Raw genomic sequence first — 14,800 nt, 5'->3', positions numbered from 1 at the left:
CGCTAGGCTGGCTCTCCTCCCTCTCGTTACCTGGAGAAGCGCGCCATGCCCGACAGCGTCTTCGCGCAGTTCGCCACCGACGACGGCCAGCTCGCGCTCGGGCTGCTCGTGCAGCCGGCCATCAACGCCGCCCTGGTGCACAACCGGGTGCCGCTGGTCCGGCACCTCACGCTGACGAACCTGGGCGACGCGCCGCTGTCGGAGGTGTCGCTGACCCTTGAACTGCTCGGCCCGGACGGCCCCCTGACCGAGCCGTGGACGCGTACCCTCACCACGCCGCTGCGGCCCGGCGCGACCACCGGCTGGGACGACTTCCGCGAGTTCACCCCGGACCGGGGGCTGCTCGGCCGCACCGACGAGGCGTTCCCGGTCGACTACCGGCTCACCGCCCGCGCCGACGACCGTCCCGACCTCCGGCTGGTCGCCCCGTCGGCGGTGCTGGCCCACAACGAGTGGTTCAACAGCAAGGCCCTGTACGACTCCCTCGCCGCCTTCGTGCAACCCAACACCCGGGCGGTGAACGCGGTCCTGCGCGCCGCGGCGCAGATCCTGCTCACCCGCACCGGCTCGGGCTCCCTACCGGGCTACCAGGACGGCTCCGAGCGGGCCGCGCTCATCGCCGGCGCCGTCTACGAGGCGCTGCGCCAGCTCGACATCACCTACCAGGCCCTGCCGGCGTCGTTCGAGAACACCGGCCAGAAGGTCCGCACCACCGCCGCCGTCCTCGACGGGCGGCTCGGCAACTGCCTCGACCTCGCCGTCACCTACGCCGCCTGCCTGGAGGCGGCCGGGCTGCACCCGCTGATCTTCATCACCGAGGGGCACGCGTTCGGCGGCTTCCTGCTCGAGGAGGAACGCCTCGGCTCCGCCGCGGTGACCGAGACCAACCTGCTCATCTCCATGGTCGACTCGGGGCGGGCGGTGCCGGTCGAGCTGACCCGGATCGGGCCGGGCGCGCAGACCGCCGCGTTCACCGAGGCGGTGCAGGTCGGCCTCGCCCACTTCCGCGGCCAGGGCCAGCGGCTCCAGGGCGTGGTCGACGTGCACCTCGCCCACCGCTCCGGCATCCGGCCGCTGCCCTCGCCCGACGAACTGGTCGCCCCGCCGGCGGTCGACGCCGAGGCGCCCACCGGGGCGGTCGGCTCCATCGAGCTGCCGACCGGGGTGGCGCTGGCGAAGCTGCGGCAGCTCGCCGACGAGGGCGACGAGGCGCCGCAGCAGTCCGACGGCTCCCCGGCGCGCATCCAGCAGTGGAAGAAGTCCCTGCTCGACCTGAGCCTGCGCAACCCGCTGCTCAACCTGCCCAAGCGCGGCCGCGGCCTGGAGCTGCACGTCCCGGCCGGCGCGCTCGCCCTGCTCGACGACCTGATCCACGACGGCCGCCAGGTGCAGATCATTCCGCAGGACGACATCAGCCACGTCCACGAGCTCGCCGGCACCCGGCGGGCGCAGGATCTCGACGCCGAGATGCTCACCCGGGAGCTGCGCACCGACCGCCGGGTCTACGGCGCGGTCACCGAGGCCCGCTACAAGACCGCGATGCGTTCGCTGCAACGCGAGGCGCGCACGATGGAACAGGAGACCGGCAGCAACTACCTCTACCTGACCATCGGCACGCTGGTGCACGCGAAGACCACCGGGGGAGAGGCCTACGCGCCGCTGTTCCTGCTGCCGGTGCGGATCGAGGGCGGCGCCGGGCGGCGCCCGTACGCCATCGTCATCGACGGCGCCGAGGTCGCCACCCCGAACCACTGCCTGATCGAGTGGCTGCGGGTCAAGCACGGCGTCCGGATCCCGGAGCTGGAGCAGCCGGTCCTCGACGAGCACGGCATCGACATCGGCAAGACGCTCGCCGCGATCAACGCCGGGCTGGTCGACAACCGACTCAACTACCGCATCGACGAGACCGCCAGCCTGCGGCTGCTGCAGTTCTCCACCTTCCAGATGTGGCGCGACCTCACCGACCACTGGCCCCGGTTCATGGAGAACCCGGTGGTGCGGCACCTCGTGGAGTCGTCCGGCGCGTCCTTCGACGACCCGGCCGGCACCGAGCAGGACGTCCGCGTCGACGAAGCGCAGCTGCACCTGCCCATCCCCGCCGACGGCTCGCAGATGCAGGCCATCGTGCTGGCCGAGCGCGGCCAGTCGTTCGTCCTGGAGGGTCCGCCCGGCACCGGCAAGTCGCAGACCATCACCAACATGATCGCCCGGGCGGTCACCGCCGGCCGGTCGGTGCTCTTCGTCGCCGAGAAGCAGGCCGCCCTCGACGTGGTCAAGCGCCGTCTCAAGCAGATCGGCCTGGGACCGTTCGCCCTCGACCTGCACGGCCGCAAGCAGTCCATCAACGCGATCCGCCAGCAGCTCCGCGACGCCCTCGACCAGTACGACCACGGCGGCGACGCGACCTGGACGGCCGTCGAGACGGCGTACCGCACCCGGCTGGCGCCGCTGGCGGACTATCCCGCCCAGGTCCACACCGACAACGCCGCCGGCATGTCGCTCTGGTCGGCCTACGAGCAGACCCTGGCGTACGGCGACGGGCCGGTCGCGCCCGTGCCGGTCGGGTATCTCGGCGCGACCGGCGAGCAGCGGGCCCGGGTGGAGACGACGCTGCGGGAGTTCCCCGCCGCCGCCCGCTCGGCCCGGCTCCGGCCAGCGCACCCCTGGGCCATCAGTGGCTGCCGCACCCTGGACGGGCTGCACGCCGACGCGGTCACCGAGATCGCCGCCGAGCTGGAACAGGTCCGCGCCGACCTCGCGGCCCGCCCGGAGCTGACCGACCTGCTGCGTACGCTGACCGCCCCGGACGCGATCCGCGAGCTGCAGGCCGGCGCCTGGCTCGCCGTACGGGGAACGCTGCCGGACCGGGACACCACCCTGCGCGCGTCCGACCGCCGCTGGGACGAGGCGGCCGACCGGCTCCTGGCGGAGCTGGCCGCGTTCCGGCAGGGGTTCGCCGGCGAGCTGACCACCTTCCGCCCAGACGTCTTCGCGCTCGCCGAGCTGGCCGCCTGGCATGCCGAGGCCCAGGAGGCGGGCCGGAAGCTGTTCGGCAAGCGCAAGCGCCGGCAGGGCATCGCCGACCGGCTCGCCGTCCACCTCCAGTCCGGCGCCACCGTCGACCCCGAGCAGGTCGAACTGGTCACCGGTCGGCTGGTGGCCGCGCAGGCGCACGCCGCCGCCCTGTCCCAGCAGTGCGGCACGCTGGGTGGTCTCCACCTGCCCGGCGGCTGGCGGCCCACCGACCCGCACGCCGAGCAGCGGCTGCGCGAGGCCGTCACCGCGACCCGGGCCGGTCGCGTACTCCTGGCGGCGCACCCCGCCGCCTGGGCGCTGTTCCACCGGGGGATCGGCGAGGGGGAGGCCGTCCTGCTCGACCGCGCGGCCGCCCGGTGGCGGGCCTGGCAGGGAGTGCTGCGCTGCGGCGCCCCGGAGCTGAGCCGCTGGGCGGGCGGGTCGCACTGGCTCGACGCCTGGCAGCGCGACGGCGCGACCTGGCTGAACGAGCTGCGGGCCGACGAGCTGTTCCCGCTGCGCCGGTGGGCGACCGTGCTCACCCACGCCGACGTGCTCGGCGCGGCCGGACTCGTCGACTACCGCGAAAAGCTGCTGCGGGGCGAGGTCAACCCGCAGCTCGCCGAGGAGGCGTACCGGCGGGGCGTCGCCGCGGCCTCGCTCGCGGAGCGGCTGCGCGCCGGCGGTCTGCAGTACTTCGACCCGGAGCTGCACGACGACGAGATCGCCCAGTTCGAGTCGGCGGCCGCCCAGTTGCGCGCGGCGCTGCCCGAGCACCTGCCGTCGGTGCTGGTCCGCCGTCGACCGTTCAGCCCGACGGACCGCCGCGGCCGCTTTGCCGACTTCGCCGCGGAACTTCGCCGCAAGCGCGGCGGGAAGTCGTTCCGGGAGCTGTTCGAGCAGTACCCGGACGTGGTGCTCGCGTTGGCCCCGTGCGTGCTGGTCAGCCCGGCCTCCGCCGCGAACTTCCTCGCCCCCGGGAGCCGGCGCTTCGACCTGGTCATCTTCGACGAGGCTCCCAGATCCGCGTCGCCGAGGCGGTCGGCGCGATGGGCCGGGGACGTGCGGTGGTGGTGGTCGGGGACTCCCGACAGATGCCGCCGACCAGCATCATGCAGGCCGCCCACACCCCGGACGAGCCGGACGAGGGCGACGGGCCCGTGCCCGAGGACCTGGAGAGCATCCTCAGCGAGGCGGTCGAATCCGGTCTCCCGCAGCGGTGGCTCTCCTGGCACTACCGCAGCCACGACGAGTCGCTGATCGCCTTCTCCAACCGGTACTACTACGACAGCAAGCTCTCCAGCCTGCCGTCGCCGGGGGCCGGCGATTCCGCGGGCATCATCTGGCGACGGGTCCACGGGCAGTACGACCGGGGCGCCTCGCGGACCAACGAGGTCGAGGCCCGCGCCATCCTCGACGAGATCACCCGACGGCTGCACGACCCGGCCACCGCGGGCCAGTCCATCGGCGTGGTCACCTTCAACATCCAGCAGCGTGACCTCATCCTCAACCTGCTCGAGGAGAGCCCCGACCCCCTGGTACGCGAGCAGTTGTCGGGCGCCGTCGCGGAACCGGTCTTCGTGAAGAACCTGGAGAACGTGCAGGGCGACGAGCGCGACGTCGTGCTCTTCTCCCTGGCCTTCTCCACCAACCCGGAGACCGGCCAGTTGCCGCTGAACTTCGGACCGCTCAGCCAGGCCGGCGGCGAGCGGCGGCTGAACGTGGCGATCACCCGGGCCCGGCGCCAGGTGGTGCTCTACTCCTCGTTCGACCCGTCCGACATCGACCTGTCCCGGACCTCGGCGGTGGGGACCCAGCACCTGCGCGCGTACTGCGAGATGGCCGCCGCCGGCGCCGACCGGCTCGGCGACCTGGTCACCGACCGCGCGGAACGGCGCAGCCGGGTCCGCGACGAGGTCGCCGCCGCCATCCGTGCCCGCGGCCACGAGGTCCGCACCTCGCACGGGCTCTCCGACTTCACCGTCGACATCGCCGTACGGGCGCCCGGCACGCCGCGCTGGCAGGTCGCCGTCATGCTGGACGGTCCCGAGTGGAGCAGCCGGCCGACCGTGGCGGACCGGGACTCGGCGCCCAGCCTGCTGCGCTCGATCATGGGCTGGCCGGCGATGGTCCGTTTCTGGCTGCCGTCGTGGATCCACGACCGCGCCGCGATCCTCGACCAGATCGACGCCGCGGTGACCGCCGCCAACACGCCCGAGGAGGAGCGGGAGGACGCCGAACTGCCGGCGCCGGACCAGGTGCCGGCGGCCTCCGATGCGCTACGGCAGGTGCCGGTGGAGACCGGCGTCTCGCCCGTCGTGCAGGTTCCGGCGCAGCGGGTGGATGCGTCACCCGACGCGCGGGTGCCGGGGCCGACGGCCAACGGCGAGGATCGACACGACGGGCCACCGGCCGACGCCGAGGAGCCGGCCGCCCCGATCGCCTCGCTGGCCCCTGCCGCGCCCGTGGCCCCGGCCGTCCTGCTCGGGCAGCCGGCGGTGAGCGCCGTCGCCGAGCCGACGGGCAGCCCGACGGCCAGCCCGTTCGTGCCGTACGTGCCGACGGTGATCGGGGAGCAGGCGGACATCGACCTGATCGGCAGCGACCGCCGGATCAGATCGCTGGTCCGGGAGAGCCTGCGCGAGATCATCGCCGCCGAGGGGCCGATCGAGCAGCACCGCCTGGCGCGGCTCACGCTCGCCCGGTTCGGCTTCGCCCGCACCCGGGAGGACCGGCGCGCGGAGGTGCTGAAGCTGGTGGACCGCGAGACCCTGCACCGCCATCCCCACATCGGTGTCTTCGCCTGGCCCGCCGGCCTGGACCCGCACACGTCGCGCAGCTACCGCACCACCCAGGTCAGCTCCGATCGCCGGTTCGAGGAGGTGCCGCCGGAGGAGGTGGCCAACGCCCTGACGCACGCGTTGGAGCAGACACCGCACCTGGGGGAGGAGCAGCTGTTGCGCGCCGCGCTCGAACTGCTCGGTCACCGCCGTCGCACCGAGGCCGCCGAGAAGCTGCTGCGCTACGGGCTGCACATCGCCGTCGCCAGCGGCAGGATCCGCCGCGCCGCCGACGGCCGCTTCGCCGTCGGGCACTGACCCGCCGCGCCGTACGGCGAGGGCTCGCACCGTAGGCCCGGCGGCTGCCCATTGTGGAGCCTGCCGCCGCGTCGGGTCTGCCCTCCGCGACCCTCCGTTCGAGCATCGACTTTCTCGGTGCTCACCATGTAAAGCATTCAGGCTGTTCACGCTGCCGACTCCCGCGATATGGTCCCCGCCAGTCGTCCCAGCAGGAGGTTCCCGGTGCTCAGGAAGCAGGCGCTCCGCGTCGTCATCGGTCTTGCCACTCTCTCGGTCGCCCTCACCGGCTGCGGACGCTCGACGAGCGGTCAGACGTCGCAGGCCGGTGGGTCGGCCTCGGTCGCCGCCGACGCCAAGGCCACCGACCTCGTACCCGCCGCGCTCAAGGAGAAGGGCGTGCTCCGGGTCGCCACCGCCGAGGGCTACCCGCCGATGGAGATGTACAAGGAGGGCACCCAGGACCTGATCGGCGTCGACACGGAACTGGCCGCGGCGATCGCCGGGCGGCTCGGCCTGAAGCTGGAGATGACCAACGCGAACTTCCCCGGCCTGATCCCGGGACTGCAGGCCGACCGCTGGGACCTGGCGATGTCCTCGATGAGCGACACCGAGGAGCGGCGTAAGGCGGTCGACTTCGTCGACTACTTCCAGGCCGGTGGCGCGATCATGGTGGCCAAGGGCAACCCCGCCGGCGTCAAGGACCTGGCCGACCTGTGCGGTCGGGCCGTGGTGCTCGCCAAGGGCAGCTCCAACCTCGCCATCGGCGAGGGGCAGAACGCCAAGTGCGGCAAGAAGATGACGATCTCGCAGAGCGAGGACGCCCCGACCGGCCTGCTGCAGATCGACGCCGGGCGGGCGGTGGCCACCATCGTCGACTACCCGGTGGCCAAGATGCTGGCCCAGGAGAGCGGCAAGTACGAGGTGCTGGAGGCCCAGTACGAGGCCGGCCCGTGGGGCATCGCGATCGACAAGAAGGACAGCCAGCTCCGCGACGCGGTGCGCAAGGCGCTCCAGGAACTGATCGACAGCGGGGAGTACGCCAAGATCATGGAGAAGTGGGGCGTGCAGGGCAGCGCGGTCAAGGCCGCCACGGTCAACGCCCAGCAGTGAGCACGCCGGTGGACGCGACCGTCGTGGGCCCGGCTGCGGCCGGGCCCACCGGCTCGGAAGCGCCGGAAGCGAACCGGATCAGTCATCCCCTCCGGCCCGGCCGCTGGCTGGCCGCCGGGGTGACGGCGCTGGTGCTGGTCTGGCTGGGATGGACCGTCGCCATCAACCCCAACCTGCACTGGGACATCGTCGCCGACTACCAGTTCGACCGGGTCATCCTGGAAGGGCTCTGGGTCACCGTCCAGCTCACCGTCGCCTCGATGGTCATCGGTGTGGTGCTCGGCGTGGTGGTCGCCCTGATGCAGGTCTCCGACAGCCGCATCCTGCGTACCGGCGCGATGGCGTACGTCTGGTTCTTCCGCGGCACGCCGCTGCTGGTGCAGCTGATCTTCTGGTTCAACATCGCGCTGATCTTCCCCGAGATCGGTCTGGGCGTGCCGTTCGGCGGCCCGAAGCTGATCACCTGGGAGACGAACACGCTGGTCACCGGCTTTGTCGCGGCGCTGCTCGGGCTCAGCATCAACGAGGGCGCGTACATGAGCGAGATCGTGCGCGCCGGCCTGCGGGCCGTCGACCCCGGTCAGCAGGAGGCGGCGGCGGCACTGGGCATGTCCCGTACGAAGATCATGAAGCGGGTGGTGCTGCCCCAGGCGATGCGGATCATCGTCCCGCCGACCGGCAACCAGTTCATCTCCATGCTGAAGACCACCTCGCTCGTCTCGGTGATCGCCGGCGCCGACCTGCTCACCGTCGCCCAGCGGCTCTACCTGACGAACTTCGAGGTGATCGCCCTGCTCATCGTCGCGTCCATCTGGTATCTGGTCCTCACCACCCTCGCCAGCGCCGGCCAGTACTACCTGGAACGCCGGTTCAGCCGCGGCTTCGGCACCACGCTGCCGGGCACGCTGCGCGGGCGGATCGCCCGCAACCTGCGGTTCTCCGGGAGCGCGCGATGACCGCGCCGATGGTGCGGTGCCGGGCCCTGCGCAAGAGCTTCGGCCGGCTGGAGGTGCTGCGCGGCATCGACCTGACCATCGGGCGCGGCCAGGTGGTCTGCGTGGTCGGCCCCTCCGGCTCCGGCAAGTCCACCCTGCTGCGCTGCCTCAACCACCTGGAGGAGCCGCAGGGCGGGCGGGTGTACGTCGACGGCGAGCTGATCGGGTACGAGGAGCGCCGCGGGCGGCTGCGGCCGCTGCCGGACGCCCGGCTGCGCCGGCAGCGCGAGTCGATCGGCATGGTGTTCCAGCGGTTCCACCTGTTCCCGCACCGCACCGCGCTGGAGAACGTGATGGAGGGCCTGGTCGCCGTCAAGGGCGTGCGGACGGCCGAGGCCCGCAGGCGCGCCGGTGAGCTGCTCGACCGGGTCGGGCTGGCCGATCGCGCCCACCACTACCCGGCGCAACTCTCCGGCGGGCAGCAGCAGCGGGTGGCCATCGCGCGCTCCCTGGCGATGTCACCGAAGCTGATGCTCTTCGACGAGCCGACCTCCGCGCTCGATCCCGAACTCGTCGGGGAGGTGCTCGAGGTGATGAAGGACCTGGCGGCCAGCGGGATGACGATGATCGTGGTGACCCACGAGATGGGCTTCGCCCGTGAGGTCGGCGACCACCTGGTCTTCATGGACGAGGGCCTGATCGTCGAGCAGGGGCCGCCCCGGGACGTGCTGGCCGCGCCGCGGCACGACCGGACCCGCGCGTTCCTGTCCAAGGTGCTGTGATGGCGCGGCTCGACCTGGTGTTCACCGGCGGGGACGTGCTCGACGGCACCGGCGCGCCGGCCCGCCCGGCCGACGTGGGCGTACGGGAGGGACGGCTGGTGCTGCTGCCACCGTCCAGCGGCACGCCCGCCGCCGCGGTGGTGGACGCCGCCGGTCTGGTGGTCACACCCGGCTTCCTCGACGTGCACACCCACTCCGACCTGCTGGCCGGCGACGACGAGCAACGGGAGGTGCTGCGTCGGGCGCCGCTGCTCCAGGGGGTGACCACCGAGATCTGCGGCAACTGCGGGATCAGTCCCTTCCCGGTCCCGCCCGAGCGCGGCGGGCCGGTGCGGGAGCTGATCGCGGCGACCTTCGGGCCGCCCGCGGCGGCGTACGCGTCGTTCCCGGAGTTCGCCGCGGCGCAGGGCGCGGCCCGGCGCAACCACCTCGCCGCCCTCGTGGGGCACGGGACGCTGCGCGCCGCCGTGGTCGGCTTCGCTCAACGGCGCGCGACGCCGGAGGAGACCCGACGAATGTGCGGGCTGCTCGACGAGGCGCTCGCCGCAGGCGCGGCCGGCCTGTCCACCGGCCTGATCTACTCGCCCGGAGTGAACGCCGGCACCGACGAGGTCATCGCCCTGGCCCGGGTCGCCGCGGCGCACGGCAAGCCGTACGTGACGCACCTGCGCGACGAGATGTCCCAGGTCGAGTCGGCCCTCGAAGAGGCGATCGAGATCGCCGGCGCCGCCGGGTCGGCGCTGCAGGTCTCCCACCACAAGACCGCCGGCCGGCGGGCCTGGGGCGCCACCGTCCGCACCCTGGCCCGACTCGACCGGGCGCGTGCCGACGGGCTGGACGTCGCCTGCGACGTCTACCCGTACACCGCCGGCAGCACGGCCCTGCTCGCGATGCTGCCCCCCTGGGTGATCGCCGACGGGGTGTCGGCGATGCTCGCCGCCGTCGCGGACCCGGCGGTCCGCGACCGGATCCGTGCCGACCTGGTCGGCGGAGTGCCGGGCTGGGAGAACACCGTGGGCAACGGCGGCTGGGACCTGATCCGCGTCGCGTCCGCCCCGAACAACCCGGACGCGCAGGGGCGCACCATCGCCGACCTGGCCGCCGCGCGCGGCGCCGACCCGGTGGACTACGCCTGCGACCTGCTCGCCGCCGAACGGGGCGACGTCACCATCCTCAGTCACTCCATGCACGAGGACGACGTCCGCCGGGTGCTGGCCAGCCCGCTCACCATGCTCTGCTCCGACGGCGTACCGAAGGGGGGCCGCCCGCATCCGCGCTGGGCGGGCAGCTTCGCCCGGGTGCTCGGGCACTACGTACGCGACGTGGGTCTGCTGCCGCTGGCGGACGCGGTGCACAAGATGACCGCGATGCCCGCCCGCCGCTTCGGCCTGCGGGACCGCGGCCTGCTCGCCGACGGGTACGCCGCCGACCTGGTGGTCTTCGACCCGCAGTGGGTCGCCGACGGCGCCACGTACGACGATCCGCTGGCGCCGCCGCGCGGCGTCCGCTGCGTGGTGGTCGGCGGCCGGGTCGTGGTGCACCGCGGTGAGGTCACCGACACCCGGCCCGGCCGGGTGCTGGCCGTGACCGGTAGGAAGCCGGCCGTGCCGGGACGGCGATGAGCGCGGCCGGTGGGGGCCCGGCCGCCGGCGTGCGGATCGGGGCGCTGGTGCGGCGGCTGGACGACGGGCGCGGCATCTCGGTCGACCCGGACCGGGTCCTCCGGCTGGCCAGCGTCGGCAAGGTGCTGCTGCTCGGCGAGGTGGCCCGACGGCTCGCGACGGCACCCTCGCCGCCGACCGGCGGGTGGAGCTGCTCGATGAGGACCGGGAGGTCGGCGGCACCGGCCTGCTCGGCGCGCTGTCGCCCCGGTGGTGGACGGTCGCCGACCTGGCCACGGCGGTGGCCGCGGTCAGCGACAACGCCGCTACGAACGCGCTGCTCCGCCTGGTCACGCTCGACGCCGTGCAGGACCTGGCCTGCCAGGCCGGCCTGCGGGACACGACCGTGCACGACCGGATCCGGGCCGAGCGCGGCCCCGGCGTACCGGAGACCTTCGCGACCGGCACCGCCCGCGAGCTCTGCGCGTTCCTCGCCGACGTGGCGGCCGGCACCTGGCAGCGCCCGCGGGCGTGCGCGCTGCTGCGGGACTGGCTCGCCGGGAACACCGACCACACCCTGGTGGCCGACTCCATCGGCCACGACCCGTGGTCGGGCGACGGCGTCCGGGTGCTGAACAAGACCGGCACCGACACCGGCGTACGGGCCGACACCGGGATCGTGTCCGGCCGGCACACGGTCGTCTACGCCGTGATCGCGGCGTTCGAGCCCGGGGCGGAGCGGGCCGCCGTGGCGGAGCTGCGGCGCTGGGGCACGACGGTCGACCGGCTCGCCGGCGCCCACCGCTCGGACAGCTCCTGACTGAGCCCCGCGGCGGCGTCGGTCAGCCGTTCGACGAAGCTGCCCACCACCGGGTTCGGATTGCCGGGGCGCAACGCCACGCCGATCTCCCGGTGCAGCTTGCCGTGCGCGAGCTGCCGGACCGCCACCTGACCCGGGTTGCGCAGGCCGAGCGACGGCACCAGCGCGACGCCGACGCCGGCCCGGACCAGGCCGAGCACCACCTCGTAGTGGTCGCTGCGGCACCGGATCCGCGGCTGGAAGCCCTCGGCCCGCGCCGCCAGCTCAAGCACCGACACCTCGCCCTGCACGCCGAGGGTGGTGATCCACGGCTCGGCGGCGAGGTCCGCGAGCCGCAGCCGCCGCCGGCCGCACAGCGGGTGGTCGGCCGGAAGCACCACCAGCTGCGGGTCCACCATCAGCGGTTCGACCTTCACGTACGGCGAAGCCTGGGCCGGACTCAACGGGTGGTCGAACACCACCACGAGGTCCAGTTCGCCCTGGTTGAGCCGGGGCAGCAGCTCGTCCGGCTGCCCGAGGATCAGCGCGAGCTCGACCTGCGGATGGTCCCGGGTGAAGCTCGACAGGGCGCGCGGCAGCAGCTCCGCGCCGGCCGTCGCGAAGAACCCGATGCGCAGCAGACCCCGCCGGCCCTCGCCGTGCGCGGACAGCTCGTCGCGGGCGGCCGACATCAGGTCGGCGATCTGCTGCGCGTAGTCCGCGAGGCGCTGGCCGGCGGCGGTGAGCCGCAGGCTGCGCGGCCCCCGGTCCACCAGCGCCACCCCGGCCTCCTGCTCCAGCGTGGCGAGCTGGTGGGAGACCGCCGACGGGCTCAGCCGTAGCTGCTCCGCGGCGGCGACGATCGTGCCGTGCCGGGCGATCTCCAGCACGACCTGCAGGCGTGCGGTGTTGAACATCGGCGGACCGCCTTCCTGCTCCGGGGCTTGCGGCAACGTCGACACCAGTCCGCCCGGCCCACACTCTCGCATGCCGGCGGCCGGCTGCGCTCGCGGCTCAGGCGGCCGTTGCTACCGCTTCTCCTTCTTGGGTTTGGGCGGCAGCGTCGCGACGTACCCCCGAGCCCTGTCGACCCAGACCGTCGCCTGCTCGGTGCTGAACGACGGGGGCAGGGCCAGGTAGCCACCCATCGGTCGCTCCGCAGGGCCGAAGGGTCCCGCACCCTCGATCGTCGCGAGTTCGGCCAGATCGTCGGCGGCGAGTTTCACGCCGACCGACGAGCCGAACAGCCCGGCGAACATGTTGCCGTTCACGAACGCGCCGAGGTTGCCGAACATCGGCTTGACCTCGACCCCTGGGGCGTCGGACACGGCGGACCGGAAGAACTGCTTGTCAGCGTCCGTGGGCTTCGGCATCTGCATCGTCGGATCCTGTCATCCGGCCAGGGGGCGACGGCCAGAGAAGGCGGCCAGCCGCTCCATCGGGTCGGCGTCCACGGGCGGGGTCACCTCGTCGCCGAACGAGGAGCCGCGGCCGCCGGGGACGATCTGCTCGGCGAGCTTGTGGACGTAGGCCATGACCTCGTCACTGACGGCCAGGGGCGTGCCGCTGGCCTGGGCCAGGTCCCAGGCGTGCAACAGGAACTCCACCGGCATGATGCCCGCCACGAACGCGGCCGGCATCTCGCCGCCGCCGGGCGCGGCGACGGCGCCGTCGAGGCCCCGGGCGCGCCATCCCTCGATGGCCTGCGCCGCCATGGTGGCCGTCCGGTCCTCCAGCGAACCCGTCCCGGGGTTCACGACCTCGACGCCGGCCATCGCGCCGAGGGTGACCATCGAGCCGAACAGGTGCTCGGCGAGGTCGTGGCAGGTGAAGTCCGCGCAGGGGGTCTGCTTGGCGCGGTCGGAGGAGGTCAGCCGGCGCAGGACCGTCTGGAGCACGGCCAGGGTGGCGTCGGCGGCGGACAGTTCGTCGAGCCGCTCGGGAGCGGCGGACCACTCGTCCGGGCCGGCATCACCGGCGACGGCGGCCTTCTCGAGACGGCCGAGGTAGTGGTTCCAGCCCTCGGCGTGCATCGCCGCCTGCTCGTCGGTGAGCCCCTCGTGGGTGAGGGTGACCCGGGTGCCGTCGGCGACCGGCTCGATCGTGATGGAGACGGTCGAGGTGTCGGGGGCGAGGTCCGGGTTGCCCTCCCAACCCCAGCCGAACACGACCCGCTTGCCGGGTTCGACCTCTCGGAAGGTGCCGGCCGCCACGTGGCCGGGGGTGACGGTCCAGCGGTAGTCACCGCCCACGCGGAGGTCGACGCGGGCCGACACGGTCTGCCAGCGGCGCAGCCGCTCCGGCTCGGTGATGAGCGCGAATGCCTCGTCGATGTCGACGGGGAGGACGACGGTCTTGGTGAACATCAGTGGTCTCTCTCGATCCGTTGAGACTTCAGGGCGTGGGCGTCGGCGACCAGCAGGTCGAGCTCGGCGGTCCAGAACCGGTCGATCTCGGCCTGCAGCTGACGGAGTCCGTCGGGTACGACCCGGTAGATGCGCTCCCGGCCGACCTTCTCGGCCGTCACCAGGCCGACCTCGGCCAGCAGCAACAGGTGCTGGGAGATCGCCGACCGGGTGACGGTGAACTCCGCCGCGATGCTGCTCACCGTGCGGGGCTGCGACGCGAGCAGCTGCAGGATCCGTCGCCGGGTGGGTTCAGCAGCGGCAGACAACGCGTCGATCACCCGAAACACGTTAGCCATTACTAACGCATTCCGTCAAGTGCCTGCTCAGCCGCCCGGACCTGCCGCCGAGCGTCGTCGCGCCCGCGCCGGGCGGCGAATTTAACCAGTGCCCGCTATTGAAATTCAGGAGCCAGGGGACCAGGATGGCGATTGCAGGAACCACCGCTTGGAGGGCAGCTCAGGTGACCATCGCTCCGGCCCCACGACGCGTCGACCAGCAACCGGCGCGCGACCTGGTCGCCGCCGAACAGGCCGCCGCGCGGTTCCTGACCGCACTCGGCATCGACCTGGGCTCGGAAAGCCTGCGGGACACGCCGGGCCGGATGGCCCGGGCGTACGCCGAGTTGCTCACCGCGCGCCCGTTCGACCTGACCACCTTCCCCAACGACGAGGGCTACGACGAACTGGTGCTGGCCCGGTCCATTCCCATCCGGTCGGTGTGCGAACACCACCTGTTGCCGTTCGTCGGTGTCGCGCACGTCGGCTACCTGCCGGGCGACCGGATCCTCGGACTGTCCAAACTCGCCCGCGTCGTGGAGCTCTTCGCCCACCGGCCGCAGGTGCAGGAGCGGCTGACCAAGCAGGTGGCGGACTGGCTGGCCCTCGAGCTGGCGCCCAAGGGCGTCGGTGTCGTCATCGAGGCCGAGCATCTGTGCATGACGTTGCGCGGCGTGCGGGCCACCGGCGCCACCACCGTGACCTCAACCCTGCTCGGGACCCTGCGGGACGACGCCCGCTCCAGGGCCGAGTTCTTCTCCCTCACCGGAGCCCACTGACCCGATTGGAGAGCGG

12 protein-coding genes are annotated in these 14,800 nt (G+C 73.1%); 8 read left to right on the top strand and 4 right to left on the bottom strand.

Annotation, left to right across the window (positions count from 1 at the left end; translation table 11 throughout):
• Positions 1-45: 45 nt before the first annotated feature.
• The 7 genes from JNW87_RS04555 to JNW87_RS04525 all read left to right on the top strand — a co-directional run bounded on the left by JNW87_RS04555 (position 46) and on the right by JNW87_RS04525 (position 11,343).
• A complete protein-coding gene (locus tag JNW87_RS04555; RefSeq protein ID WP_238453154.1) occupies positions 46-4,275 on the top strand; it encodes a DUF4011 domain-containing protein in 4,230 nt (1,409 codons plus the stop codon).
• On the top strand, positions 4,176-6,113 hold the full coding sequence (locus JNW87_RS04550; RefSeq protein ID WP_238453169.1) for an AAA domain-containing protein: 1,938 nt from the start codon (positions 4,176-4,178) through the stop codon (positions 6,111-6,113). The genes JNW87_RS04555 and JNW87_RS04550 overlap by 100 nt, the downstream gene beginning before the upstream one ends.
• Before the next feature lie 204 nt (positions 6,114-6,317).
• Positions 6,318-7,205: an ABC transporter substrate-binding protein gene (locus JNW87_RS04545; protein ID WP_238453153.1), complete on the top strand. Its 888-nt coding sequence runs from the start codon at positions 6,318-6,320 to the stop codon at positions 7,203-7,205.
• Between the two features lie 8 nt (positions 7,206-7,213).
• Positions 7,214-8,161, top strand: a complete 948-nt coding sequence (locus JNW87_RS04540) for an amino acid ABC transporter permease (RefSeq protein WP_238453152.1) — start codon at positions 7,214-7,216, stop codon at positions 8,159-8,161.
• Entirely contained in the window at positions 8,158-8,922 is a 765-nt protein-coding gene (locus JNW87_RS04535; protein ID WP_305070441.1) for an amino acid ABC transporter ATP-binding protein, read from the top strand. The genes JNW87_RS04540 and JNW87_RS04535 overlap by 4 nt, the downstream gene beginning before the upstream one ends.
• Positions 8,922-10,544, top strand: a complete 1,623-nt coding sequence (locus JNW87_RS04530; protein ID WP_238453151.1) for an amidohydrolase family protein — start codon at positions 8,922-8,924, stop codon at positions 10,542-10,544. The genes JNW87_RS04535 and JNW87_RS04530 overlap by 1 nt, the downstream gene beginning before the upstream one ends.
• Positions 10,545-10,728: 184 nt before the next feature.
• Positions 10,729-11,343, top strand: coding sequence for a serine hydrolase (locus tag JNW87_RS04525; protein ID WP_238453150.1), 615 nt, complete (start codon positions 10,729-10,731; stop codon positions 11,341-11,343).
• Here the strand turns inward: JNW87_RS04525 and JNW87_RS04520 are convergent.
• From JNW87_RS04520 to JNW87_RS04505, 4 genes are all read right to left on the bottom strand, one after another.
• Entirely contained in the window at positions 11,226-12,239 is a 1,014-nt protein-coding gene (locus JNW87_RS04520; RefSeq protein WP_109805019.1) for a LysR family transcriptional regulator, read from the bottom strand. The genes JNW87_RS04525 and JNW87_RS04520 overlap by 118 nt on opposite strands.
• A 111-nt stretch (positions 12,240-12,350) precedes the next feature.
• Complete coding sequence (locus JNW87_RS04515; protein ID WP_109805020.1) at positions 12,351-12,701, bottom strand: TfoX/Sxy family protein; 351 nt, start codon at positions 12,699-12,701, stop codon at positions 12,351-12,353.
• A 12-nt stretch (positions 12,702-12,713) separates the two neighbouring features.
• A complete protein-coding gene (locus JNW87_RS04510) occupies positions 12,714-13,688 on the bottom strand; it encodes a TIGR03086 family metal-binding protein (protein WP_238453149.1) in 975 nt (324 codons plus the stop codon).
• Positions 13,688-14,008 carry a helix-turn-helix transcriptional regulator gene (locus tag JNW87_RS04505; protein WP_109805022.1) on the bottom strand — a complete coding sequence of 107 codons (321 nt, stop codon included), beginning with the start codon at positions 14,006-14,008 and terminating at the stop codon, positions 13,688-13,690. The genes JNW87_RS04510 and JNW87_RS04505 overlap by 1 nt, the downstream gene beginning before the upstream one ends.
• A gap of 182 nt (positions 14,009-14,190) precedes the next feature.
• On the opposite strand from JNW87_RS04505, the gene folE reads away from it, so the two are divergent.
• Positions 14,191-14,784, top strand: coding sequence for a GTP cyclohydrolase I FolE (folE, locus tag JNW87_RS04500; protein WP_238453148.1), 594 nt, complete (start codon positions 14,191-14,193; stop codon positions 14,782-14,784).
• The last annotated feature ends 16 nt before the right edge of the window (positions 14,785-14,800 follow it).

It is taken from the genome of Micromonospora sp. ATA51 (assembly GCF_016802855.1).
GTDB lineage: Bacteria > Actinomycetota > Actinomycetes > Mycobacteriales > Micromonosporaceae > Micromonospora > Micromonospora sicca.
The sequence above is the reverse complement of the archived record's forward strand: the minus strand, read 5'-3'. Positions and strand labels throughout refer to the sequence as shown.

Bases quoted from the DNA above. Each gene is read 5' to 3' on its own strand.
- JNW87_RS04510 (WP_238453149.1), bottom strand. From the start codon at position 13,688: ATGTTCACCAAGACCGTCGTCCTCCCCGTCGACATCGACGAGGCATTC.
- JNW87_RS04515 (WP_109805020.1), bottom strand. From the start codon at position 12,701: ATGCAGATGCCGAAGCCCACGGACGCTGACAAGCAGTTCTTCCGGTCC.
- JNW87_RS04555 (WP_238453154.1), top strand. From the start codon at position 46: ATGCCCGACAGCGTCTTCGCGCAGTTCGCCACCGACGACGGCCAGCTC.
- JNW87_RS04535 (WP_305070441.1), top strand. From the start codon at position 8,158: ATGACCGCGCCGATGGTGCGGTGCCGGGCCCTGCGCAAGAGCTTCGGC.
- JNW87_RS04530 (WP_238453151.1), top strand. From the start codon at position 8,922: ATGGCGCGGCTCGACCTGGTGTTCACCGGCGGGGACGTGCTCGACGGC.
- JNW87_RS04520 (WP_109805019.1), bottom strand. From the start codon at position 12,239: ATGTTCAACACCGCACGCCTGCAGGTCGTGCTGGAGATCGCCCGGCAC.